The organism is Enterococcus sp. DIV1368b (assembly GCF_050529595.1).
Classification (GTDB): Bacteria; Bacillota; Bacilli; order Lactobacillales; family Enterococcaceae; genus Enterococcus_B; species Enterococcus_B mundtii.
Window position 1 is genome coordinate 585,813 of record NZ_CP172883.1, and the last position, 24,264, is coordinate 610,076.

The 24,264-nt window shown below is 37.7% G+C and carries 21 protein-coding genes and 1 pseudogene; 19 read left to right on the forward strand and 3 right to left on the reverse strand.

The annotated features are described in order from the left end of the window. Positions 1–89 precede the first annotated feature (89 nt). From IGJ19_RS02745 to IGJ19_RS02760, 4 genes and pseudogenes are all read left to right on the forward strand, one after another. On the forward strand, positions 90–989 hold the full coding sequence (locus tag IGJ19_RS02745; RefSeq protein WP_062805658.1) for a LysM peptidoglycan-binding domain-containing protein: 900 nt from the start codon (positions 90–92) through the stop codon (positions 987–989). A gap of 189 nt (positions 990–1,178) precedes the next feature. Continuing rightward, positions 1,179–1,886 carry a GntR family transcriptional regulator gene (locus IGJ19_RS02750; protein ID WP_161642545.1) on the forward strand — a complete coding sequence of 236 codons (708 nt, stop codon included), beginning with the start codon at positions 1,179–1,181 and terminating at the stop codon, positions 1,884–1,886. A 693-nt stretch (positions 1,887–2,579) separates the two neighbouring features. After that, positions 2,580–2,807 (forward strand): type II toxin-antitoxin system PemI/MazE family antitoxin, encoded by a 228-nt coding sequence (gene mazE / locus IGJ19_RS02755; protein WP_229078064.1) that lies wholly within the window; start codon positions 2,580–2,582, stop codon positions 2,805–2,807. A gap of 46 nt (positions 2,808–2,853) precedes the next feature. Continuing rightward, a pseudogene (locus IGJ19_RS02760) lies at positions 2,854–3,093 on the forward strand (type II toxin-antitoxin system PemK/MazF family toxin); the annotation flags it as partial. A 126-nt stretch (positions 3,094–3,219) separates the two neighbouring features. Here IGJ19_RS02760 and IGJ19_RS02765 read toward each other — a convergent pair. Beyond that, entirely contained in the window at positions 3,220–4,419 is a 1,200-nt protein-coding gene (locus IGJ19_RS02765) for an enolase C-terminal domain-like protein (RefSeq protein ID WP_142433673.1), read from the reverse strand. 273 nt (positions 4,420–4,692) lie between these two features. On the opposite strand from IGJ19_RS02765, the gene IGJ19_RS02770 reads away from it, so the two are divergent. From IGJ19_RS02770 to IGJ19_RS02790, 5 genes are all read left to right on the forward strand, one after another. Beyond that, positions 4,693–6,522, forward strand: a complete 1,830-nt coding sequence (locus IGJ19_RS02770; protein WP_074801562.1) for a glucose PTS transporter subunit IIA — start codon at positions 4,693–4,695, stop codon at positions 6,520–6,522. A 110-nt stretch (positions 6,523–6,632) separates the two neighbouring features. After that, positions 6,633–7,792, forward strand: a protein-coding gene (locus IGJ19_RS02775) for an IS3 family transposase (protein WP_185953894.1) whose coding sequence is annotated in 2 segments (ribosomal slippage) — positions 6,633–6,879 and positions 6,879–7,792 — 1,161 coding nt in all. Because the reading frame shifts where the segments join, the coding sequence is not laid out codon by codon here. A 217-nt stretch (positions 7,793–8,009) separates the two neighbouring features. Next, positions 8,010–8,420, forward strand: coding sequence for a hypothetical protein (locus tag IGJ19_RS02780; protein ID WP_161642541.1), 411 nt, complete (start codon positions 8,010–8,012; stop codon positions 8,418–8,420). Between the two features lie 241 nt (positions 8,421–8,661). Further along, positions 8,662–8,943, forward strand: a complete 282-nt coding sequence (locus tag IGJ19_RS02785; RefSeq protein WP_074801558.1) for a hypothetical protein — start codon at positions 8,662–8,664, stop codon at positions 8,941–8,943. Positions 8,944–9,007: 64 nt separating this feature from the next. Then, positions 9,008–9,685 (forward strand): hypothetical protein, encoded by a 678-nt coding sequence (locus IGJ19_RS02790; protein WP_074801555.1) that lies wholly within the window; start codon positions 9,008–9,010, stop codon positions 9,683–9,685. Between the two features lie 275 nt (positions 9,686–9,960). Here IGJ19_RS02790 and IGJ19_RS02795 read toward each other — a convergent pair whose 3' ends face one another. Further along, on the reverse strand, positions 9,961–10,317 hold the full coding sequence (locus tag IGJ19_RS02795) for a winged helix-turn-helix transcriptional regulator (protein WP_074801552.1): 357 nt from the start codon (positions 10,315–10,317) through the stop codon (positions 9,961–9,963). 204 nt (positions 10,318–10,521) lie between these two features. Here IGJ19_RS02795 and IGJ19_RS02800 point away from each other — a divergent pair, with 204 nt between their 5' ends. The 10 genes from IGJ19_RS02800 to IGJ19_RS02845 all read left to right on the forward strand — a co-directional run bounded on the left by IGJ19_RS02800 (position 10,522) and on the right by IGJ19_RS02845 (position 22,318). Next, positions 10,522–11,661: an S-(hydroxymethyl)glutathione dehydrogenase/class III alcohol dehydrogenase gene (locus tag IGJ19_RS02800; protein WP_108173697.1), complete on the forward strand. Its 1,140-nt coding sequence runs from the start codon at positions 10,522–10,524 to the stop codon at positions 11,659–11,661. Next, complete coding sequence (fghA, locus tag IGJ19_RS02805; protein ID WP_430604392.1) at positions 11,642–12,484, forward strand: S-formylglutathione hydrolase; 843 nt, start codon at positions 11,642–11,644, stop codon at positions 12,482–12,484. Before IGJ19_RS02800 ends, fghA begins: the two co-directional genes overlap by 20 nt. A gap of 386 nt (positions 12,485–12,870) precedes the next feature. Further along, on the forward strand, positions 12,871–13,473 hold the full coding sequence (locus IGJ19_RS02810) for a YitT family protein (RefSeq protein ID WP_430604393.1): 603 nt from the start codon (positions 12,871–12,873) through the stop codon (positions 13,471–13,473). A 429-nt stretch (positions 13,474–13,902) separates the two neighbouring features. Next, positions 13,903–15,378 carry a helix-turn-helix domain-containing protein gene (locus tag IGJ19_RS02815; protein WP_142433256.1) on the forward strand — a complete coding sequence of 492 codons (1,476 nt, stop codon included), beginning with the start codon at positions 13,903–13,905 and terminating at the stop codon, positions 15,376–15,378. A 267-nt stretch (positions 15,379–15,645) separates the two neighbouring features. Beyond that, positions 15,646–18,117, forward strand: coding sequence for a BspA family leucine-rich repeat surface protein (locus tag IGJ19_RS02820; RefSeq protein ID WP_430604394.1), 2,472 nt, complete (start codon positions 15,646–15,648; stop codon positions 18,115–18,117). A 32-nt stretch (positions 18,118–18,149) separates the two neighbouring features. Next, positions 18,150–18,668 (forward strand): hypothetical protein, encoded by a 519-nt coding sequence (locus IGJ19_RS02825; RefSeq protein ID WP_142433254.1) that lies wholly within the window; start codon positions 18,150–18,152, stop codon positions 18,666–18,668. Between the two features lie 22 nt (positions 18,669–18,690). Next, positions 18,691–19,248, forward strand: coding sequence for a hypothetical protein (locus IGJ19_RS02830; protein WP_142433253.1), 558 nt, complete (start codon positions 18,691–18,693; stop codon positions 19,246–19,248). A 40-nt stretch (positions 19,249–19,288) separates the two neighbouring features. Continuing rightward, complete coding sequence (locus IGJ19_RS02835) at positions 19,289–19,654, forward strand: hypothetical protein (protein WP_195273826.1); 366 nt, start codon at positions 19,289–19,291, stop codon at positions 19,652–19,654. A 210-nt stretch (positions 19,655–19,864) separates the two neighbouring features. After that, the gene (locus tag IGJ19_RS02840; RefSeq protein ID WP_161643440.1) at positions 19,865–21,010 is read left to right on the forward strand and encodes a pectate lyase-like adhesive domain-containing protein; all 1,146 of its coding nucleotides are present in this window, start codon (positions 19,865–19,867) and stop codon (positions 21,008–21,010) included. A gap of 144 nt (positions 21,011–21,154) precedes the next feature. Beyond that, complete coding sequence (locus tag IGJ19_RS02845) at positions 21,155–22,318, forward strand: hypothetical protein (RefSeq protein WP_115357318.1); 1,164 nt, start codon at positions 21,155–21,157, stop codon at positions 22,316–22,318. A gap of 216 nt (positions 22,319–22,534) precedes the next feature. On the opposite strand, the gene IGJ19_RS02850 is transcribed toward IGJ19_RS02845, so the two are convergent. Then, positions 22,535–24,052 (reverse strand): helix-turn-helix domain-containing protein, encoded by a 1,518-nt coding sequence (locus IGJ19_RS02850; protein ID WP_161643438.1) that lies wholly within the window; start codon positions 24,050–24,052, stop codon positions 22,535–22,537. Positions 24,053–24,264 lie beyond the last annotated feature (212 nt).

Genomic DNA, 24,264 nt, shown 5'->3' on the forward strand with positions numbered 1-24,264 from the left:
TGTTCATAACGCTTATTATTTGCTACAATGGAACTACAAGAAAGTTGGTAACGCTATTTTTTTTACAGAAATAACAGGTGGTGAATAAAATGAATGAAGAAAATGAACAGCGTGGCAATGTTCGATCAGCTCGAAGACAACAACAGAAACAAGCATCACGCATGCGTATGATGAAAATCGGTGCCGCTGTTGCAGTAGTCTTACTACTGGTTGGTGCAGGTACTGGATTATATCTCCATAGTAGAAACAATGCCAGTGAAAACTCGGTAGCAAAGACGAGTGAAACGACGCAATCGTCCACAGCTTCAACTACTGCTTCATCGGAAACTGAAGCAACACAAGAAAGTAGCGAAGCAACAGAACCTTCAGGAGCTATTTCTGAACAACTACAAGCAGTCGTTGCAGATTATTCGAAAAAAATCGAAGATAAAACCCCAGTGTTGATCGAAGAATACCAGGCAGAGATCCAAAACAATCAAGACGGTGTCAATGGTCTTTCGGTCATTGCCAATCGAAAAGCTAGAGAACTTCAAGCCTTATCGGATGAAGGAATCAGTAAATTAAGAGGGATGTACCAAGATGCTTCCAACAAAGAGGATATCGACCTAGATACCATGATCAATCAGCTATCTGCAAGTTACACGGCACAGGTCGCTCGGATCTCCGATATTTATCTGCGAACAAGTGCGGAACTTCAAGCAGCGACACCTAGTAGCGAATCTTCTTCGGAAGAGACGACACCTTCGACAGAAGCGACACCAGAAACAACAGAAACGTCGGAGTCACAAGCAAATCAGTACACGGCACAGTCCACAGAAGATACGAGCAATCAAGCCAATCAAGCAGCTACAACCGTTGTACGTGAAGGCGAAGGTCCAAATCAAATTGCGCAACGGACGGGTGTACCAGTTGAGACGATTTTGTCCTTGAATGGCATGACGATGGATGATTTCTTCTTTAACCCTGGTCAAGAATTACGTTTGAATTAGGATAATCAAGAAGAAAGATTCAACTTCAATTGATTAGATGAAGTCACAAAAATGGTTCTTTTTGCCAATTTTTGTGGCTTTTTTGTTCTAAATACGTTTCGTTCTCCACTGGCTCGTCATGAGTGGGTTGTGATTGGTTGTTTTTTTGTTAAGATAAAGAAGTGAATGTAACCCGTAAAGGAGAATATCATGAAAAAACGAGAATTCATCGTCCAAGATTTATTGAGTAAAATCTATCAGGAAGAATTCAAAGATGGAAAATTACCGAATCAACGAAAACTAGCGGAAATCTATCATGTTTCTCGCTTTACGATCCAACAAGCGATCAAAAACCTAGAAGAAATCGGTATTGTCCGTGTCGTTCAAGGATCAGGCATCTTTATCCATGAGAAATGGGTCAAAAATCCCTTGATCTTCAATTCTTTGACACGTACCCCTTATGATCGAATCCATTCAAAAATGATCAGTTTAAACAAAGCGCCAGCAACGGCTGATGAGCAAAAAATCTTTCAACTTGATGAAGGCGCCGAAGTTTGGACATTTGAACGTATTCGAATCGTTGATTATAAAATCGAGCAGTTAGAAATGTCAAAAATGCCGGTAGCAATGTTTCCCGACCTGTCCCAAGAAATCATCGAGCATTCCATCCAAAAATATGTGGAACAAAAAGGCTATCGGATTTCTCACTATATCACGAGTTATGACCCAATCACGACTTCCAAAGAACAATCAAAAGTATTGCTATGTAAACGCGGTACACCAGCCATGCAAATCACGAACCGAGCTATATTAGAAGATGGACAAGTCTATGAATACAGCAGCATCATTGCCATTGACTACTCAGTGACTTACATCCGCCCCTTTGACCGTGAGATCCATCGGTCGAGGATTGATTGAGGGGTTGAGTAGGATCAAAATAGTTTAATGAAAAAACTTCTGTAAAAATATAGCTTTTTTGAAAGGTAAGGGAGAAAACATTAAAACGAATTAGTTGATAGTAATTGTGAAGAAAGCACTGATGAAACGTAAAACGAAATCATCAGTGCTTTCTTACAAATGCTTGATAAGTGAAGTAAGTTATATCTATTATTTATAATAGAAAATATAAAACACAAAAAAATAACTTACAATAAGTATGAACCAAATAAGTCTTTCAACTATTTGAGCTATTGTTGATTGATTGTATGTAAAGATAATACCAAATTTATAGTTTCTGTTACTACGTATAAAAAAACTCTGTAAACCTAGCGTGAGCATGATAAGTAACTTCATGATCAGATTCGATAGCTGATATGATTGATCGTTAGTTGTTAGGAAAAAAGTATACAAAGTTAAAAGTTGTAACAACCAAATAACTTGAATAAGTTTACTCCCAGCTTGGGTTTTATTCGACATAGATGTTCATTCTCCTTAAAATTATTATTGTGATTTAAGTTGATTATATGCCTTTTTTAAGTCAATATTCAATAAGTGTTTAATGAGAATGTGGCATTAAATAAAAGATTAAGAAGGTCTGAGACACTCTATTGATTTATTTTTGTATTAGTATCTTTTACGTTGTAAAATTTATTTTGTGAGGAGTGATAAATGATGTTTAATGTAAAAGCTCGTAAAGTAGGGAATTCTATCTATATTTCAATTCCTAGACAGTATCAGGTTGAAGCTGGATCAGAATATGTCGTATATAAATCTAAGAATGGAGGATTAATATTCACACCAAAAATAGAAAATCCATTTTTATTGGATGAACCATTTCAAAAGGATGAAGATGAGGTATGGCAAACAATAGCAAAAGAGGAGATTGGGAAAAATGTATGAACCTCAACAAGGTGATTTGATCTGACTTAATTCTACGCCTTCTTTTGGCAGGGAAATAAGAGGGAAGCACCCAGCTTTAGTTGTTTCCTCAAATGCTTACAATAAAAAAACGAACTATATTATTGTCTGTCCGGTAACGACTGGGGGGAACAACTTTTCTGGGTATGTTTCTTTGAATGATTACAAGATACGTGGAAGAGTGAACGCAACACAAATTCATATAAGAGAAGACGATTTTCTTCAAGTCAAACAGATTTTAGATTATTCTTTAGAAATTGATTTTTGAGAATTATGTTTTACATAAAAAGCTACTAAGGTTTACACGTGTATTCATTATTGTAATAATAGGTATACAGCGGAACCAAAAAAAGCTATCCTTACATGTTTCGTGTAAGGATAGCTTTTTTGGGAATTACGGTGTCATGATCGTGCCGTCTGGTGTACGGCTTTGTGTCCATTCGTGTGGTCGATAGACAACTGGAAATTCTGCCGCCTGTTCTTCATTGAATGTGACACCGATCCCGCTTTGTTCGATCGGATAGAAAAAGCCTTTTTTTGGTGTGGGGATATTTCCGAAAAGTTGTTTCGTATTTTCAGGAATATCGATGTTTTCTTGGATCGCCGCATTGTGCAAGTGGATGTTCAAATGCGTATTCACTGCTAAGCCGATTGGTGTGATATCAGATGGCGTATGCCAAGCGATTCGTATCCCCATCGCTTCGCAAAAGTGTGCCAATTTCAAGGCAGGAGTGATCCCGCCGATTTGTGAGACATGGGCACGCATATAGTCGATTTGGCGATTGCGAACTAATTCTTTCCATTCCATTGGATTATTGAACAATTCCCCAGTAGCAATCGGAGTCGTTGATTGACTTCGCAATTGAGCCAACCATTCATTTTGGTTTGGGGGTAGAATATCTTCTAAAAAGAAAAGATTGTACTTTTCTGCTTTTTTTGCAAAACGGATCGCTTGATTAGGATGCAAGCGTTCGTGAACATCATGTAACATTTGGAAACGATCGCCATATTTGTTTTGGATATGTTCAAACATGGATAGCGTAGTAGACATGTATTCTTCTTGATCGAAATAAGAGCCAGCAAGTGGTTGTTCAGGTGTTGCTAAATTCGTTGGATTTCCCCCATAAAAACCTAATTGACAACGAATATAGCGATACCCTTGTGCGAGAAATGTTTCGATTTCACGATCGAGGTCCTCTAGATTATCTGCGACAGCATGCGTATACGCAGGAATTGCTGTTCGAGCTTTTCCGCCGAATAACTGATACAATGGCATATCAGCGATTTTCCCTTTGATATCCCAGAGCGCCATATCGACACCTGAAATGGCGTTATTTGTGATTGGCCCATTCCGCCAGTAAGAATTGACATTCATGACTTGCCAAAGGTCTTCGATTTGATTCGCATCGCGTCCAATCAGTAAAGGTTTTAAGTATTCTTCAACTACGGTCTGGACAGCCAAAGGACGGAATTGGAAAGTGCCGCAACCGAAACCGGTCACGCCTTTATCTGTTTCAACTTTTACGACTAACAAGTTGTGACGATCTGGTTTGATTGCGTAACTTTTTATATTTGTAATGATCGTTGGTGTCATTTTTTTCACTCCAATATACATAAATATGAATCATGTGCATCCTCATTGAAACATGGGGAAGAACATCCTGTCAATTTGGTCTAATAAAAACATCTAAACCAACTAAAAATCAGTCCAATTTTACGTCACTATTTTTTAAAACGTTGATATTAAAGCTTTTTTTATGGTTATTTACTAAAAAGGACTGGTTTTACAAGTGGCGTTCCACATGCTACTATTTGGGTGAAAGCGGAAACAGGAATTATTGTTTGATGAGAATAAGGGGGAGAACAAGTGAAGCATGAAGAAATAGCAAAACAAATCATACAACATGTGGGTGGAGCAAGTAATATCAACAACGCTTGGCATTGTATGACACGATTACGGTTTGATTTAAAAGATGAGAAAAAAGTGGATTATGCTGCGTTGGAAAAAACACCTAAAGTGGTGGGGACAAAATATCAAAGCGAACAACTGCAAGTTGTGATCGGTACAGAAGTCGCTGACTATTTTGCACCAATTGCGAAAGAATTAGGGTTAGATGAAACAAGTGAACGAAGTGAAGGAGAGAAAAAAGGAGTCGTATCCTTATTTATGGATACTGTTTCCGGTGTATTTGGTCCGATCGTACCAGCAATTGCTGGGGCAGGAATGATCAAGGGTTTGATGGCCGGTTTAGTGGCATTGAATGTCATTTCGAATCAGACGGATACGTATTTGATCATTGATATGATTGCGAGTGGCGTATTTACTTTCTTGCCATTTTTCGTTGCTGCTTCTGCCGCTCGGATCTTCAAAACGAATCCATATTTAGCGATTGCGATCGCTGCAACTTTACAATTTCCCACCATGACGACAGCGGTTGCTGAAGGTTCGATCTCTGCTTTCCAACTGTTTGGTATCATTCCAGTTCCTGTCTTTAATTATGCAGGAACAGTTATCCCGATCATTTTTGCGGTATTAGCACTCAGCTACATTTATCGTTGGGTGGATAAGCTGTTGCCACAAGTGTTACGGACGGTGTTCACACCAACCATTTCCCTGTTTGTTGCAGGATTATTGACACTAACAGTGATTGGTCCAATCAGTATTCATTTAGGTAACCTCTTAGCAGCTGGTGTGGCATGGTTATTCTCAATCTCGCCAGTGTTAGCTGGTATCGTGGTCGGTGCGATCCGTCCAATTGCAATCTTTACTGGATTGCATCATGCGATGACCCCAATTGCCTTACAAAATTTTGCGAATCAAGGCTATGACATGTTGATGCCGATGATGTTTATGGCAAACATGGCGATCACTGGGGCGACAGCGGCTATTTACTTGAAAGTGAAATCAAAAGAAGAAAAATCATTGGTTCTATCTTCTGCTGTTTCTGGTCTATTAGGAATCACTGAACCTGCACTTTTCGGGATCTTATCAAAATACAAGAAAGCGTTTATGGCAGCAACGATCGGTAGCTCGATCGCTTCAGCGTTTATCAGTTTCTTCGGTGTTCGGATCTACGGCTATATTTTATCAAGTATTTTTAGCTTACCCGCCTATATTGGTCAGTATTTTGTGTTTGCGGTACTTGGGATAGTGATTGCCTTGGTTTCCTCTTTTGCGATCACTTATTTCTTAGTACCAAATGAACAAGCAGAAGATACTGAGTACACGAACGAAGTGAATCTACACGCTGTGGCTAAAGGGGAATATATTCCTTTAGAAGATGTGCCAGATGAAGTTTTTTCAACGAAAATGATGGGGGATGGTTTTGCAATCGAGTCAATCGATGGCGCCATCTTTGCACCGGTCAGCGGAAAAGTCACTACGATTTTCCCTTCCAAACATGCGTTAGGAATCAAAACAAATAATGGCGTAGAAGTCTTAGTCCATATGGGGATCGATACTGTCAACTTGAATGGGGCAGGTTTCGATGTACTTGTAAAGGTCGGTGATCAGGTAACCGTTGACACTAAAATTGCTCAAATGGATTTGCCGTATATCCATAGTCAAGGGAAAAAGAGCATGGTCATCGTTGTGATCACGAACATGGATCGCGTGTCGAAATTTTCAGGTGAACGAAACTTAGAAGGGCAGCACCAAGCTGGAGCGCTCTTGGAACGCGCTTTGTTGAATGGATAAATGAACGAGTAACAAAAAACACACGTAGCCTTTAAAGGTTGCAGTGATACCCAAATGGACTTGGTATAATAAACTAGACAATAAATTAAGAGAAAGAGAGGATCTAGATTATGCCAAGACGTTCATTTGATAAAGCATTTAAAATCGCCGCTGTAAAACTGGTAACTGAAGAAGGATTTTCTGTTAAAGAAGTTAGCCTACAGCTAGAAGTTCACGCTAATAGCTTGTATCGATGGGTTCAAGAAGTTGAAAAATATGGAGAAAGTGCGTTCCCTGGAAAAGGGAGCGCACTTTTTGATGCCCATTACGAAATAAAGAAACTCGAACAAGAAAATCGTTACCTAAGAGAGGAATTAGACTTATTAAAAAAGTTCCAGGTCTTCTTGAAGCCAAACAAGAAGTAAGATTTCAGTACTTAAAAGAACACAAAAATGAGTTGAATATCCGGAGAGCTTGCCAGACATTGAACGTTTCAAAAGCTGGTTTTTATGAGTTCCTTAAAAGAAAACCATCCAAAAGAAAAAAAGAGAATGAACTCTTGAAAGAAGAAATCGCTACTATTTTTCAGGAACATCATGGAAGATATGGAGCGATTCGAATAACAAAAGTATTAAATAAAAAAGGAATTCTTGTTAATCGAAAACGTGTAGGAAAGCTTCTCCATCAACTTGGTCTTTATGCTAAAGGCAGTACCTATAAATACAAGTATTATAATCGAAAATCGCCCTCTCTTTCACGACCCAATCTTATTAATCAAACGTTTAAGGCAACAGAAAAAAATAAAATTTGGTTAGGAGACATTACCTACATCCCTCTGAAAGAAGGAACACTTTATTTATCTGTATTTATTGATGTCTGTACGAGAAAGATTGTTGGATGGTCTATGTCACCTAGAATGAAAGATCAATTAGTTGTGGATTCTTTTCTTCAAGCATTTGGAAAAGAGCAGCCTGGACCGGGATTGATTATTCACACGGACCAAGGCTCACAATACACAGGTACGAAATTCCAATCGGTGTTAAGAAAAAAAGAAGCACGCGCTAGTATGAGTCGAAAAGGAAACCCCTATGACAATGCCTTAATGGAATCTTTTTATAAAACGTTAAAAAGAGAGCTGATCAATGATGCTCAATTCAGTGATATCGATCAGGCTCAAATGGAGATATTTAAATATATTGAAACTTACTATAACACAAAACGCATACACTCTGCCCTTGGCTACCAATCTCCTAGAGACTTTGAAAAAAAATCCGCTTATTCTCTTAACTAAGTGTCTAGTTTTTCTTGACAAATCCAAAAAGTTAGATTTTTTTGGTCTAACTTTTGGGGGTCGCTGCACCTTTGAAGGTGGGCGTGTGTTTTTTTGATTTCTAAATGAAATCAAAAGTTGGATGGATGATTTTTATTTGCTTGACAGATGATGAAATGATTTAATCAATAGAGATGAGAGAGTAGCAGAAAATTCCTAGGAGAAAAGAGGAGAACAAATGGAACATAGAATTAAATTGTTCACTAATAATATCCAATTAGAAGAAGTTTCGTACAAAGAAACTGCCAATACTTCTATCCATCTATGTGGTACCTTTCTAATAGATTCAGAAACAGACTGGGTATTTCGTATGGAAGATTATAATCCGACTTATCTGGTACAGGTAATCGATGAGCAACATACTGAAACAAATAGCATACATGTAGAAAATAAAAATAATTTTACTTGTGTATCCTCGAAAAAATTAGTTTTTGATTTTTCAGAAGAATGGGTAGGGACAGTTTTGAAAATAATAAAAGCGAAAAATTTATATTTTTCTGAAACGAAGTTATTTAAAATAACTTTAAATGTTATTGATTTGTTAAAAAAAGAAAAAGTTGAAGTTGGTCATATTTATATAAGTATTTGAATGTAGTCTGTATCATTCGTATATTTGTCCTTTATTTCTTGTCTATTTACGTTTTTTTGCTATTTTTTTATTGGCGGTAAGTGATATTTTAAATGGAGAAAAGTTTGGATATGAGTGGAATGGCTTATTTACGCTTGTTAAACTATCTCAGGTTGTTTTATTTGATGTTTTTTTAAAAATAAATTAATCTTATTTTAAGAAGCGGTAAGCGCTTTTTAAATAATCTTAGGAGGAGATATGTATGACTGGAATTGACGGAGGGATCACTATCCCAGAATCGCCAACAATTACTGATGAACACAAGAAGCTGGTAGAAGAAGCTCGTAAAACGCTAATGGACAGTAGTAAAGCAATACCTTTTGCACTATTAGGCACACAAGTAGTTACTGGGACAAACTATTGGATCTTGTGCAAAGTCAACATGTTAGGCCCAACTCAGAATGAAAAATTAGTGACTTACAAAATCAACAAAAATTTACAAGATGAAGTGACACTTTTGGAAGCGGTGACATTTGAATTTTAAGTAAACGTACTTTCTAAGAAATCCATACTTTCAATGGAAAATTTGAGAATAGGAGCCTATAACAATGGATAAATCGAACGAAATGCTCATGTTGGATATCATGGATGACGGAATATTAGAAAATTTTCAAGTAAAAGACCGATTAGTTAATTCATCGATTCATACGGAAGAGTTAAGAGAAATCCATGTTCAGCGAGGAAAAGGAAAGTTGGTACAGGGTGGTGCACGAATTTCACGTGGTGTAACTGGTAGTCTAACAGTCGATATCAAAGTTCATACGATCAGTCAGGAAAATTTTAAAGAAATTGTTAATCAAGTCACAAGGAACTACAAATCGGAACACCATGAAGAACTAGAACAACATTCAAGGCAAAACACAAGCCGTACTAGTTGGTTGTTAGGCTTGTTTGGTGTAGCTAGTGGAAATAGTTATGATAACTATCAGAATCAAAAATCATTTACTGCTTCTCTCGAAGACACTGTTCTTCGTAATTCAGTCAAAGAGATTTTTAATAAAGCAGAAGAAGAGTGCACGGTCACAGGTTCGTTCACAATGGTTGGTATGGGAACAGAAACAACAGCAACTGTTTTTGCAGAAATCATGGTGATTGAATCTGCAGATAGAAAAGAAAAAATCCAAATCGTGAGTGATCGAGCGACAGTTGGAGATATCAATACAGGGTCAGGAGCAAATGTTCGTTTAGAATCCGATGATCACCTAGATATTGTTTCGTTTATGTAGGTCGGGAAAACACAAACATGTATAAATAACTAGGGATTCATTGTCAATAACTCTGTAAATTTTTTCATGTAGAATAGAGATTTCCTAACTATCTTTTGCTCGTTGGGATAAAACGATAAGTAGGCGCAACACTTTTGATTATTAAGCTTCCCCATAGAGTCGATAAGGAATTTCCCTCGTTCCAAATATCAGCTTTATGGGGAGTTTTGTTTTCAGTGAAAAATTCATCGATTTGATAAAACAATCAATAGTCATTGATGATCTAAATAAGAAAATCAATCTACTGTGTCAGGTGAAAGATCAGCAACGACTTCATAATAATGGTCGCCCCAATCGCATATATGTTGGACGATCGTTGAGAGTTCACGCCCGATCTCGGTCAATTGATACTCTACTTTTGGCGGGACTACGGGATAGACTTTACGTGTGAGTAAATGATCGCTTTCTAATTCTCTTAATTGCCGAATCAACATCCGTTGGTTGATATCTGGTAACATTTTTTCGATCTCACTTAGTCGCAAAATTGGTTGTTGTAAAAAACACCAAATCAAGACGATCTTGTATTTTCCACTCAGGACATGCATGGCTAAGTCTTTTGTATTGGTAAACTCTTTTTCATGGTATTGATACATAAAGGACCTCACTTTGATTTATTTATTCGACAGCAATAGTTGCTATTATACAAAGCTCACCAATGGAAGTAAAGAAATTGAGGATACTGACAAGTTTGTCAGTTTTGTTTCTCAACACAGCCTATGATACGATGAAGTGGAAAGATTGCGGATTCGCTCAATAACTAAGAACCAGACGAGCGGAATAAGAAAGAAGGAAGAAAAATGAAAAGTAGAGCTGCCGTAGCATTTGAACCAGGAAAACCGTTAGAAATCGTTGAAATCGATGTTGCTGATCCTAAACCGACGGAAGTCATGGTAAAAATTTTGTACACTTCTGTCTGTCATACAGATGCGTTTACCTTATCAGGGGAAGATCCAGAAGGTGTTTTTCCTGCGGTCTTAGGTCATGAAGGCGCCGGTATCGTTGTTAAAGTTGGGGATGATGTGTCTTCTGTTGAAGTGGGGGACCATGTGATTCCATTGTATACACCTGAATGTGGGAAGTGTGAGTTTTGCTTGTCAGGAAAAACCAATCTATGCTCTGCTGTCCGTGAAACGCAAGGAAAAGGTCTAATGCCAGATGGTACGACCCGTTTTTCTTATAAAGGCGAACCGATTTATCACTATATGGGTACGAGTACGTTTAGTGAGTATACTGTCGTCAATGAAATCAATTTGGTGAAAATCACAGAGGATGCTCCTCTAGATACCGTTCCTCTATTAGGCTGTGGTGTAACAACAGGATTAGGCGCCGTGGAAAACACTGCAAAAGTCGAAGAAGGTGCTGTCACAGCTGTCTTTGGACTAGGAGCGATTGGTTTAGCAGTAATCCAAGGCTTGAAAAAAGCCAATGCTAAACGAATCATTGCAATCGATATGAACCCTGAAAAATGGCCGTTAGCTAAAAAAATGGGCGCAACGGACTTTGTTGATCCTAAAACACACGATCGTCCGATCCAAGAAGTCATCGTAGAAATGACCCAAGGTGGCGTAGATTATAGTTTTGAGTGTATTGGCAATGTGGAAGTGATGCGTTCCGCGCTTGAAGCATGTCACAAAGGCTGGGGCGAAAGTATCATTATCGGTGTAGCCGGAGCTGGAAAAGAAATCCACACGCGTCCGTTCCAACTAGTGACTGGTCGTGTCTGGCGTGGTTCGGCTTTTGGCGGTGTCAAAGGGCGAAGCCAATTGCCAGGTATGGTGGAAGATTACTTGAACGGTGGAATCGATTTAGATTCATTCATCACCCATCGTTTGGATTTTACACGAATCAATGAATCACTTGAATTATTGCATCGTGGTGAATCGATTCGCACCATGCTTACTTATGGAGGTGACACGGATGGAACTACAGAAAATTGAAACACATCGGTCGTTTGGCGGGCAACAAACCAAATACCGTCACCTGTCAGAAACACTACATTGTGAGATGACATTCAGCGTGTATTTACCAGAAACGACCGTTGAAAACCAAGAAATCCCACTCATTTGGTGGTTAGCTGGTTTAACAAGTACAGATGATAACTTCAGTATCAAAGGTGGATTCCAACGCTATGCAGCAGAACAGCAAATCGCCTTCGTCATGCCGGACACATCGCCTCGGGGAGATGTTGCTGACAGTGAAGATTGGGATCTCGGTCAAGGGGCCGGCTTTTACTTGAATGCCACACAAGAACCTTGGAAGAAAGACTTCCAAATGTACGACTACCTTACGAAAGAGCTGACTGAGATCATCTACTCCTTGATCCCAAATCTTTCTGGAAAAGAAAGTATCATGGGTCATTCCATGGGTGGGCATGGTTCGTTAGTGATCGGTCTGAAAAATCTAGCACGCTTTGCTTCGATCTCTGCTTTTGCACCAATTTCGAACCCCTCGAACGTACCATGGGGACAAAAAGCATTCACCGCTTATCTAGGTGCTGACCAAGCGACATGGAGTGAATGGGATGCCACTGAGCTGATCAAAAAAGAAACAACCAGTCAACCGCCTATCCTGATCACACAAGGAACGGCTGATCCATTCTATGAAGTCCAGCTCAATGAAGAAGCTTTTTTAACAGCAGCAGAATCAGCGAAACACGAAGTTTTCTACCAAAAAGAAGAAGGCTATGATCATAGCTACTTCACCATTGCTACATTTGTAGAACAACATATTGCTTTTCATGCAACCTATCTGAAACAGTGAAAAGATCATTGTAAGAAATGGAATATGAGTCAGATGAACGAGCAACTAACTGGAAAATCTGAAGAAGACAGAAAGATGCAACTATAAGCAATAAGCAGTGAAACCTGAAAATGTTTTTTGAGAGATACCTCTTTAGTTTGATCAGATCGTGTACAGAGTAACGAAAGCTAATTAGTGAAAGTAGTTCTGCCGGATACTAGTTTCAATTGTTTAAATGTGTGTAATTCTGTGAGTCAAAATTAAAAAAAATAAAAGTAATAGGTTTACATTTTAGAATAGTTGTGTTAACTTAATTAAAGTTTCGGAGGATCCAAAGGGATTAGATAAGAATATTCTTATCTAATCCCTTTTTGTGTTCTTGTATTAAAAAATATTAGGAGGCGCATATGAAAAATCTATTCAAATATTTAATGATTACTTTGGGGCTATTGATACTATCAATTAGTATCAATATGTTTTTTGGCCCACATTATATTGCTGCAGGAGGAACGAGTGGTTTAGGAATATTACTTGAATACCTTGTTCAAGTAGATCGTTCACTCATCGTGCTTGCGCTAAATTCAGTTATGTTGCTATTAGCAATCGTTTATTTAGGTAAACAAGTATTTATGAAAGTTTTATATGGTAGTTTAGTTCTACCGTTATTGTTAACTTATGTACCTAAAATAATGTTTACTGAAAATAAAATTTTATCGATCGTTTTGGGGAGTCTAATTTTTTCTGTAGGTATGTCCATTGTTTATTCACAAAATTCTTCTAGTGGAGGAACGTCCATTCCACCGATAATTTTAAAAAAATATTTCAATATAAAACTCTCTACAGGCTTGTTTTTCATAGATGGTATAGTCATACTGCTAAATTGGAGTATTTTTGGTTTTGATCAATTTTTACTTGCTTTGACTTCGAATATTCTAGTTTTGCTAACGATGAATCTATTCTCGAAGCTATCCAACAAAACTGTGAAAAACTGTTGGTTTTCGAGTTGCTAACGGCACCCCTCATTCCGAACGGCAGTCATCATCCAGCTAGAGAGGATGGGCGACTTCTGCCTAATTACGTTAAATAAAAAATCAATCCTTTTACCCTAATAGCTAGATAACAATTATGATTGATTTTTTTCCCGTGAATAGTTGTGATGGCAAACATCAGTCGTTTCTAACTCTTAAATAGAGAATAATTCACCGGACTCATTTACAATGGATGCTTACAGTTGAAATTCTAACAAAAAATTTAAACTATCAGAATAATCGGATGATAAAAAAAATCATGTGCTATAAGAGTAAAAAGAGCAAATCTTGCTACTTTTTCATGTCTAGTTCCATTTAGTAACAAAACAATATAGTTTATCATTCCGCTTGCTTATGTTATTTATATTTAAGTATAAAGAAAAGCGTTCATTTAAAAATGAGGTGGAAAACTTGAAAGATCTACAATTGGCATTTATCAGTAATCGGACGACGAGCCGTTTGTTTCGAATATTGAGTATGATTGAACGAAGACGTTTGTTTACGATTGGAGAAGTGGCCGAAAAAATCCAAGTGACACAACGAACGATTGCCAATGATATCAAGTACATCAAAGACTATTTTGATGATTGTATCAGTTTAGAGTCAGGCAATAGTGGAATCCTTTTTGAAGAAAAAAAACCTTCGATATACCAAGAAAAAAAACAACAATTATTAGAAAATGAATGTTTATTTGAAATTATCGGCAATATTTTTTTAGGAGAATTGTCAAATATCGATGAACTTGCACATTTCTATCATTTTTCAGAGAGTACCTTTCGGCGATTATTGAATCGATCAACCACAGTTTTAGAGAGTTATGGACTAGAGTGGGTATCTAATCCTGTGTCGATTGAAGGAAGAGAAGCTAATTTGCGAAAATTCTTCAAAGATTTTTATTATGAAGGAGTAGAAACGCCCTATACGCTTGTTCCTGATATTGAATTACATGAATTGGTTTTAAAAAAATTAAGCAATAAATTGGGCCAAGATGAGGTTGGATCTGGCACTACGCCAGCAGCCTTTTATTATACTTTTTATATCGCAATCAAACGTGCAGGACTGGGTTTTTCTATAGAGATTCCAAGAAAATTAGCGAAATTAGCATACAAAGCAAAGAATTTCTCTCTCCTTCATTCTTTGAAAGAGGACATCAAGAAACTTTATAAGGTCGAATTATCAAAAGAAGAATTCGCTTGGATTTATTTAGTCACTATCTGCAAACGTACCCTAGACCATGAAGAATCAGAGAAAAAGTTTTATAAAGATTTTCATGAAGGCACAGAAATTTCTCAACTCACGAATCGATATCTAAAGGAATTTGATTTCCCCCCAAATATTGATCAAAAAATCACAACATTCTTACGTTCGTTTTTTCTCTCTAGAAAAATAAATGATTTGTTATCACCTGTGTTAAATAAAGAGGCGATAGAGATAAAAAAAGCAGTCATACGCTCAGATAATGAGAATTATCAGCGGAATTTAGGTTTTTTAAAAAAAGAAAGGAAAAGCTACTCTATTTCTTCAAAATACATGGAAGATATAAGTGTGAGTTTAACGATTTATAGTAATTTGATTTTCGATTTTTATTTACCAAGTAAAACAATTTACTTTCTTCTGGAAGGGGATCATTTTGTTTGTCAACAAATTATAACTCGTGTACGCCAACAATTTGGGAGTAAACATACATTAGTTTTTTTACCGCTTTATTATCTAGCAGAAGAAGTATTGAACGCCGCACATATTGATTTGATTGTGACAAACTACAATCGCTATCTTTTAGATTACATCATTGAGAGCGATTTTCTCTTGTTGAAAGCTGTTCCAGATGATCATGATTGGCAACGACTAGAAAGAAAAATAAATCCTTATCGTAAAACCTATAATTAATGTTTTTCTTACAGTTGCTAATAAAAATAGCGACTGTTTTTTTTCATTTATTTCAGACGTTAATGAAATAGATGATTTTATTTCATTAAAAAATCAATGTAATCTTAGTGAAGTAATAAACATGCAAATTGACTTACAGAATTTTTGGGAAAAGAGTTATCTTCGAGCCCACAAGAAATGACAGTTGATAAAAAGAATGTCTAAACGTTGCTCGCTATAAGTTTCTAATAAGAATAATGCAGTAGGTCAAATACTAGGAGGAGTGGTATGAACATAAATACAATTAGCCGAATCGTTGGAAAGTTATTATTGATTATGGTTTTGCTTTTGCACCATCTCCCGTTTCAACTTACTTATGCGGATAATCAGTCAAGCTCTTCTGATAATCATGAAGTAACAGCGATTTCGGAATATCCAGAAAAGACAGAAGAATCAGAAGAATTAGAAAATAGTAAAGAGGGAAGTAATCGTACGACTGAGTATCGTTTAGAATTAGTTGCAAGTCCACCAGCTGGTGGTAATCCTAGACGAACTGATTCGTCAGGATCGAATGTGGTATGGCTCCGTGTAGGAGAGAGCCTGGGTAATATGAATGCATTTCCCAATCCCGGTTACCGATTTTTACGCTGGGAAGTCGCTTCAGGTCCAATAGTTATATTTCATCCAACTAGCCAGGAACTTGCTGTAAGCCAAAATGGAGCTGGAAACTCTGTGATTCGTGCAGTCTTTGAACCAGTTCAAGGTGGAAATGTTACTGTAAAGCATGAAGATGAGGAAGGGAATCAATTAGCTGATTCTAGTGTGCTGACTGGATTAGTTGATCAAACCTACACAACCGAAGCGTTAAGCATTAGTGGTTGGCAATTGAGTAAGACTCCCGAAAATGCCTATGGAACTTTTAGAGTAGAAGAACAAACGGTTGTCTATACCTACGAGCCTGAACAGAATCTATGGGGAACGGTTCCTTGGTCGTATGAGGAAGGAACTGAAACAATCAGATTATATAGTGGAGAAGCTGGCGCAGTAGCAGATGCACCTTGGAAAACCCATTCTTCAGTTAAGCAAATCATCGTGGAAGATCAAGTGATATTACCAAAAAATTCACGGGCTCTGTTTATAGACTTGCGAAATCTGGAAATAATCGAGAATATTGATAGAATGGATGTTTCAAATGTCGAAAACATGCAGATGATGTTTTCCGGTACATCAAATCTAAGAGAATTAGATTTACGTAATTGGGATACGTCAAATGTCACAGATATGGGTGGCATGTTCCAATCGGCAAGCTCAATCACAGAACTAGATTTAGGTAATTGGAATACCTCCGCTTTAGTTTCTACTGTGTATATGTTCAATGGTGCAACGTCTTTAACAAAATTAGATATCAGTAATTGGGATATAGCAAGAAGCATTTTTGTTGTAGCTATGTTTAATAATACACCTTTAAAGACAATCGTTCTGGGAGAAAAAACGGTTTTCCTAACCGCGTCATCAGTTGGTTCGACAAATTTGCCACAGATTGAAATAACTGATCAATATACAGGACGGTGGGTTTTAGAAGAAAGTTTAACGAGCGGAACTGGGGTTATCGCCTTTGAAAACTCAACCGAGTTTATGAATAACTATGATGGCACTTATCCAGGTACTTACATCTGGGAGCCAGTTCCGCCTGAACAACTCATTGCCAAACTTGACCCTATGAGTGACCAATCTGTAGCGATTCACGGTCATGCCACAGAATCAGTTGACCAGTTGACGATTACCTATAAAAACACAGAAGGAAATACGATTGTTCTTGAAAAAGATTCTCCTCGTATTGTCTGGGGAGACTATCAAGATAACCAACAGAAAGTTCGTTCCTTCCAAATCAACTTAGCAGAAAATGAACGTCTGGAAACGGGATCAACGGTTGGAATCAAACTGTCAAAGCCTTCTGGAGACACAACTGGAGATGTGACAGAAGAGCAAATAGTCATCAAAGGGATTGATTATCGGAGCAATAACTTTACGTTAGATCGTTCAAAGATCACTGAGTTAGAGACAGTCGAAGGATTACATGCGCTCATTCTCCAAGAAAGTCGTGCGCAAGCAAGAAACATCTTATCTGAAGAAGACATGACCAATGATTTTCGCATCATTGAAACCGATCTTTCGTTAGATAGTAAAGAGGACGGAAGTTATTACGCTATTCTTGAAGTCGGCAATAAAGCGTATCAGATGACGATCGGTATCGATCTTACCTCAAAAGTTGAACATTTGCGGGTAACGATCCCAGTCAAAATGATCTTTGAATCATTGTATGACGAAGAAGAATCGAACCGCCAGTTTGAAAGCCAAACCTATGAGATCCACAACCAATCTTCGGTAGCTGTCGATACGTATATCAACCAAGTTGCTATTGATGATTCTGCTGGAATCGTTCTTTTGAAAGAAGGGGAAGATCCACTTGATTATGTAGAAAGTAATGTGGAGGATCCTAGTTACGAGGATATTACGAAGCCATTGTTGCGCTTGAATATTCAAACTCCAGAGGTCAAAAAACAGTTATACGCAACGATGCCAGAGCAACATCTGATTCGTTTATCAGAAGGAGATCGTACACCCCTTTCCTTATCGGGAGAATTTTATGGGGATTATCCACGGTGGGTTGATCATCATGAACTTGAGCAAGGGGGCTATTACGAGAACACACTTGTACCTAGTTACCGAATCGTGTTACGATTCGTCCCACGAATTTAAAGAAAAAAATAGTTAACAAGGAGGGGAATCCATTGGAGGAAACGAACCAAGCACAAAATAAAAATAAGCGTAAATGGCTCATGTGGTTTTTGCTATTTTCGTTGATTACCGGTGGTCTCGTCTATTATTTCAATCAACCAAAAGATCACGTTCCATTGGTCAGTGCAGATCTTTTACCAGCAGTCGGCGATGCCTCTGATCAACAATTGGCGGAACGTGCGCAAGAAGTAGCCGATGCCAATTATTTTACATTACAAATCAATCCAGAAGCCGTCTTTGAGAACGGACAGAGTGAAGGCTCGATCGAGATTGTCAATCCTGGGACGAATGTTTATCCGATCGCAGTTGATATTTCTTTACTCTCTACTGGAGAGTTGATTTATTCTTCGGGAGCCATCCATCCAAACCAATTCGTAGAGAATGTAAAATTGGAAAAACAATTAACTAAAGGAGAGTATCCTGCTAGAGCCACCGTTAATATTTATGACCCTGAAACGAAAGAAAAACAAGGGGTCACTGAAGCGGAAGTAATGATTATCGTTAAAAACTAAAAAAGAAAATGAGGGAATTTAGATGAAAAAAATAGTAGCAGCACTTCTAAGTACAGCAACAATCGCAGGGATCATGGTTACTGGGACAATCGTAGGAGCAGAGCAAGTGGTTGATGGACGCGAAGGCGAGACGTCAGGAGACGTGACTGTACGGGGAATCATCGGTGAGTTCGATAATACGACACCTGGACCAAATCCTGAGGATTTGGATCAATGGATCAATGTGACGATTCCAACAACCGCCTTATTTTACACAACAAAAGCCTCAAATCATACCACAATTACGTCACCTGAACACACGATTACGAATAATTCTGCTGTTGGCGTGATTGCTTCCGTTTCTGGCGTAGATACACCAACGAATATGGCTGAAGTAGACTCATTGAAAGTGAATACGATTGATTTGTTTGAAGATGGCAAGCCAACAGAAACGGTAGCTGAACTTTTCAGACTGCAAGGAAATCAAGGGACGAATGAAGGAAAATTTACTTTCACTGGTAAAGTCACGCCGGTCAATGCCTCAGCAGAGTTAAACCCAACATTTAAATTAGTTTTGAGTTTCTCTCCTAATGTAGCGTAAAAAAGAATCACTTAAATCCCAAAAAGAAGGGATCAATCGTATGCAAAGAAGAATGAAGTTGTTCTATATCACGGGACTATTCTTTATTATCGCTAATGGATTGCTTACTGAGGTAGTTGGTGCAGATACGACAACGGGACAAATCACTGTCACTGGACGAATTGGAGAAGACACTAGCACAGAAAAAAGTGTAACGATCAATGGATCACATGGAAACGAGGACAAGAAGCACACCCTTGTCGCTGATATTTCCGAACTAAAACAAGGGAAGCTACCAAAAACAAACGCTTTGAGCGGTCAGCGTTTCTTGTGGCTAGGCTATTTAATCGTTACCGCCTGGCTTGTTATTTCGACTAGAAAGAATCATTGCTCAGGTAACAAACGTCCGAAAAAGAATAGTTACTAAAAACAAAATAATAAAGAAGAAACAAACCAATAGGCCTCCGTCATTGAAAGGGGCTTATTGGTTTGTTCGTTTCATGGTGGATGTATATGCCGAGTGAGCACAACTTCTAGTTGTAAAAACAGAAAAATTCTTGCTTTGCAGAAAAAACATTTTTGATATTCCATTTTGCTTTCAGGTATGATCGCTTTATAAAAGGAAGGCGTGTTAGATATGAAAAAAATTATGCAGCTCAATTTGGTATTTTTTTTAGGAGGAATAATAGGCTTACTCTTTGTACGTTCAACAACAAGTGAAGCGACAATGCATGATTTCCAAACAAATCTTGGAATCGGAGTGAAAGAATCGGTCAATGGGATTTTGCTGGAAGATGGTGAATCATTAGCCGATAACGTCCATCATTTTATCAGTGAAGATGGGGCGTACTATGTCGTAAACAAGGAAAATCGTAAAACAGTGGAGGTAAGAACGTGGTACCAATTTCGAAATGCCATCAACGATCAAAATGTCAGCGCTATCAATGTGTCAGCTAGCTTCAATACGACCTTTCATTCGTTGGATACGATTGATCGCCCATTGACGATCAATTTTATCAATGCTGCTCGTATAGATTTAGAAAATAATCATGCACTCAAGCTGGCAAAGCATTCTACTTTAGAAATCAAAGCGAACGCCAAGTCGCCTATATTTGTTAGTCAAAATCAATTAAAGCAACCATTTATCCAAAGTTCTTATGGGAGTACGATTCGTCTAGAAGGTGAGGTGGTCATCGGAGATGGTTCAACTGAACTGAGAGAGCAACCCTTTATTCGAACAGAAGGATTGATCGAGGTTCCATCTGGCGCCAATGTAAGGATACATGAAGCAATCGAAGCGAATGATTTATTTGTGATCAACTATGGTCGTTTAGAATTACGCGCACATGAAATCACTCCTATAAAAATGGGAATCAATGGGACGATTAGAGTCGGTGAATTTTCTTCGCTAAAAGTGACGCATGGGGGGAGTCATTCAGTGATCAAAATGACTGGCGGGGAGATTTTTTTTGATAATCCGTACAGTATACATTTAAAACAGACTGGCTTCGGCGGGCTTGTCGCTCCATTGATCGATTCTTCTGCCGTACTCATGCAAATCAATGCCGTGAGAAATGCCTTTTGGGAAAATTATAATATGAGTTTTCGTCCCACTCATGTTTGGAATAGTCAATTACAGACACGACTTGGTGGCCCCCATGGTTCACAAGTTCTTCGTTCTAATTCAGTTAGTTTTGAAAAACATTTTTTAGGATTTGGTTCTTATCGAGAATACACTGCTGGAATGGAGATGCCATTATATCCTGAGACATTTCCGGAGTAAGATGAGTGGAGAAAATGAAAGAAAAGGTTATGAAGAACTTTAAAAGAATCAATTAAAAAATTTCGTATAGTCACGAAAAAACACTTTTGATTCAATATGAGTTCTTCGTTAATCTTAAATTATCAAATGAATGGAGGAAAGAAAATGAAACGAATGACTCTTATGAGTACCTTATTATTAAGCGGTATGCTCCTTGCTGGCCCAATTTCAGTAACGAATGTCGCTGCAAGTGAAGTCGTACCAGAAGCACAATCATTGACAGAAGGCGAAACTGCTGGTGGTGTTCTTCTGAAAGATGGGGAAACGTTATCAATGTATGGGGAAACCTTTACAAATGATGAGGACGTGGAATTTTTTGTAGATGATCAAAATCGCACAACTGCATCCGTAAGAACATGGTCTGGATTTAGAAGTGCCATCAATAATTCAAATGTATCAGTAATCAATGTCACCTCAAGTTTCAATAGCGCTTTAACTAGTCTAAACACAGTCAATCGAGCGGTGACAATCAATTTCCTCAATAATTCGACTATCAATATGAATAATAATCATTCCCTACATGTAGGGTTTGGTGGACATGTTCATTTTAACTCTAGCTCGAATCGACCAATTGTTACAAACGGAAACCAAGTCAGACAACCATTTGTACAAGGTGTTTCTGGTTCAACAGTAAGTTTTTCTGGGAATACGTTGGTTGTTGGGAATGAACAAACAAGACAGAGACAACAACCATTTATCCGAACAGATGGTCTAGTGCAAATCGACTCTGGCTCCCAAGTGATCATGAATGAAGCCATCGTGGCGAATCAATTGAATGTGATCAACAACGGTAGTTTGACTGTCAATTCGAATATTTTATCACCTGTACAAATTTCAACAAATGGTCGGATGTATGTGGGGGAATTCTCAACATTTAAAGCAGATCATACTGGTGGCGAGCCAGTAGTAAAAGTCCTTGGATCTGGACATTTAACAATTGATAATCCTTACCAAATCCATTTAAGACAAACAGGTTCTGCCGCTTATTCTAGTCCATTGATCCATACGTTAGGAACAAATATCCAGATCAATGCCGTTCGAAATGCTTTTTGGGCGAATAATAATTTTGGACCAACACCGACTCATGCTTGGACAGCCCATCTACAAACACAGTTAAGTGGTGCAAATGGGAGTCAAGTGGTTTCTTCGAACATCAATAGCTTTACACAGAATTTCTTAGGGTTCAATGGTTATCGAGAGTATACTGCTGGAAGTGCTAGTCAGCTGTACCCAGATACATTTCCCTCAACTGAATCAATGAACGACTAACGTTATCACGTTTTTACTCCCTCAAAGATTATTTCCATTTGAGGGAGTTTTTTTGTCTTAAAAATCGATACATATTTGCAAATCTAAACAACAAGCATTTCATGATACAGGTGCTGATAAAATAATCGTAAGCCAGGGTTAGGAGTAATCGTAGACATAGTTAAAATCTGCTTAGCAAAGACCCATTCGAAAGGCCATTGGAGTATGGTGGATTTATCATTCGTATATGGATGAGGGAAAACTCGTTTTGTCAGCTAAAAAATATTGATTGATGATTTTCGGATTGATTTTTTCGAGTAAGCGATTCCAATCGGAAGCAGAAGGAATAGACCGAAAAAGAATACATTCTGTTACTTCTTGGAATTCTTCTACATGTTCAGGATGATTAGTGATCAAAAAATCAATTTTATTTTTAAGAAGATAGTTCTTATTTACTTCACTAGCGTTTGGATAGAACACATATTGATATTCCATAAAATATTTATTCGATAGGGCTTCAATGAACTGGATGACATGATTATTGCCTTCAAAAAGAAAGGCAATATTTTTTTTGTTTTTCCAGTAGCGTTCTCGAATGGTTTCAACGTAGATCACTAAGTTAGAAGTGAAATCTACTAAAAAGTCATGAGAGTATAGCGAATGATAATCCGAGCTGTTTTCTAGAAAATGTTGGTACTTACGACACTCATTCGGGAAGATTTTTTGAATAAATCGATTGATATCTTGCGTATTTCGATTAGCAGAAATGCACAAATATTCTTTCACTTTCGCCGTTGTAAAAAAAGATTCTAAAAAGGTCAGATTGACGAGCTTATTTTCATCGCTACAGTCTAATATTTCTAGAAAATCTTCTGCAAGGCGCTTGCTTTCTGGCCACTGATTGTATGTTGAACAAAACTGTTTTTCAACAATGATATCACTCATTTTTCTCTGTGTAATAATGCTACAGAATAAGAAAATCAGTTCATCTTCAGGTAAACGGATGCCGTAATATTTTTCAATTACGTCATTTATTTTTTCGGCATGTACTTGTTGCATCCGATCAGTCAAGACACAGCGTAAGTGGTTATTTACGTTCACTGTATTTCCCTGCATGAATCGTTCAACCGAGATATAAAGTAAGTAAGTGTATAAGAAAAATGAGGTATTTCGATAGAAGTCATTCTTATACAGACAACTGATTTCATTCACCGCTTGCTGAGCGGAAACAGAAGGGAAGATGGTGTGCGGAGTGATTTCAGATTCATAAAAGAACGTGCAAAAAAAATGTCGTATATCTGCTTCTTGACCAATGATATTTACGGGATCATGCGTGATATCCAAATCAAAATGAACTAACTGTGATTGGATTTTTTTGAGGTATTTCAAGAGGGTCGTTTTAGAGAGATGTAACTGATCGGACCAATCGTCAAGGGTATATAATTCAGCAAAAAAAATTTTCTCAAGAATTAAAAAAAGTGGCTCGTTCTCAAGTAAAGCAGTTTTTTTCTCTTCGTAAGTGACTAATTTCAATTGTTTGAATACATACCCCTGATGGGTAGATTCAATCGTGATCGAATCCTCAAAATAATCTCGGATCTGACAGATATCTTTACCGATTGTTCTAGAAGTGCTCTCAGTAAGTATTGCTAAGTCATTCGCGTTGCAACAAGCATTCTTTTCAAATTCATTGAGGATTTGAAGCCATCGTATCAGGGGTTTATTGGTAATGAAATTCAGTTGGAATGTTTTCAATGTACCCACCTCTCATAGATCAGTTTAGTTTAGGGTAGTTGATTCTTTGTTTTAGGTGTAGCTAACTTTAAGTAAAGTATATCTGTTAAGTATAATTAGTAAATAGTAATAATTTCAGAGTATGGTGAAAAACGCTAATTGCGAAAGAATACGTGTGTTGTTTAAAGTATATAATGTACTCTTCTAAAAAACAAACTTGAGTCATAAAAATG

Bases quoted from the DNA above. Each gene is read 5' to 3' on its own strand.
- IGJ19_RS02840 (WP_161643440.1), top strand. From the start codon at position 19,865: ATGAAAAAAATTATGCAGCTCAATTTGGTATTTTTTTTAGGAGGAATA.
- IGJ19_RS02830 (WP_142433253.1), top strand. From the start codon at position 18,691: ATGAAAAAAATAGTAGCAGCACTTCTAAGTACAGCAACAATCGCAGGG.
- IGJ19_RS02745 (WP_062805658.1), top strand. From the start codon at position 90: ATGAATGAAGAAAATGAACAGCGTGGCAATGTTCGATCAGCTCGAAGA.
- mazE (WP_229078064.1), top strand. From the start codon at position 2,580: ATGTTTAATGTAAAAGCTCGTAAAGTAGGGAATTCTATCTATATTTCA.
- IGJ19_RS02780 (WP_161642541.1), top strand. From the start codon at position 8,010: ATGGAACATAGAATTAAATTGTTCACTAATAATATCCAATTAGAAGAA.
- fghA (WP_430604392.1), top strand. From the start codon at position 11,642: ATGGAACTACAGAAAATTGAAACACATCGGTCGTTTGGCGGGCAACAA.
- IGJ19_RS02810 (WP_430604393.1), top strand. From the start codon at position 12,871: ATGAAAAATCTATTCAAATATTTAATGATTACTTTGGGGCTATTGATA.
- IGJ19_RS02785 (WP_074801558.1), top strand. From the start codon at position 8,662: ATGACTGGAATTGACGGAGGGATCACTATCCCAGAATCGCCAACAATT.
- IGJ19_RS02835 (WP_195273826.1), top strand. From the start codon at position 19,289: ATGCAAAGAAGAATGAAGTTGTTCTATATCACGGGACTATTCTTTATT.
- IGJ19_RS02800 (WP_108173697.1), top strand. From the start codon at position 10,522: ATGAAAAGTAGAGCTGCCGTAGCATTTGAACCAGGAAAACCGTTAGAA.
- IGJ19_RS02790 (WP_074801555.1), top strand. From the start codon at position 9,008: ATGGATAAATCGAACGAAATGCTCATGTTGGATATCATGGATGACGGA.
- IGJ19_RS02765 (WP_142433673.1), bottom strand. From the start codon at position 4,419: ATGACACCAACGATCATTACAAATATAAAAAGTTACGCAATCAAACCA.
- IGJ19_RS02845 (WP_115357318.1), top strand. From the start codon at position 21,155: ATGAAACGAATGACTCTTATGAGTACCTTATTATTAAGCGGTATGCTC.
- IGJ19_RS02820 (WP_430604394.1), top strand. From the start codon at position 15,646: ATGAACATAAATACAATTAGCCGAATCGTTGGAAAGTTATTATTGATT.
- IGJ19_RS02795 (WP_074801552.1), bottom strand. From the start codon at position 10,317: ATGTATCAATACCATGAAAAAGAGTTTACCAATACAAAAGACTTAGCC.
- IGJ19_RS02750 (WP_161642545.1), top strand. From the start codon at position 1,179: ATGAAAAAACGAGAATTCATCGTCCAAGATTTATTGAGTAAAATCTAT.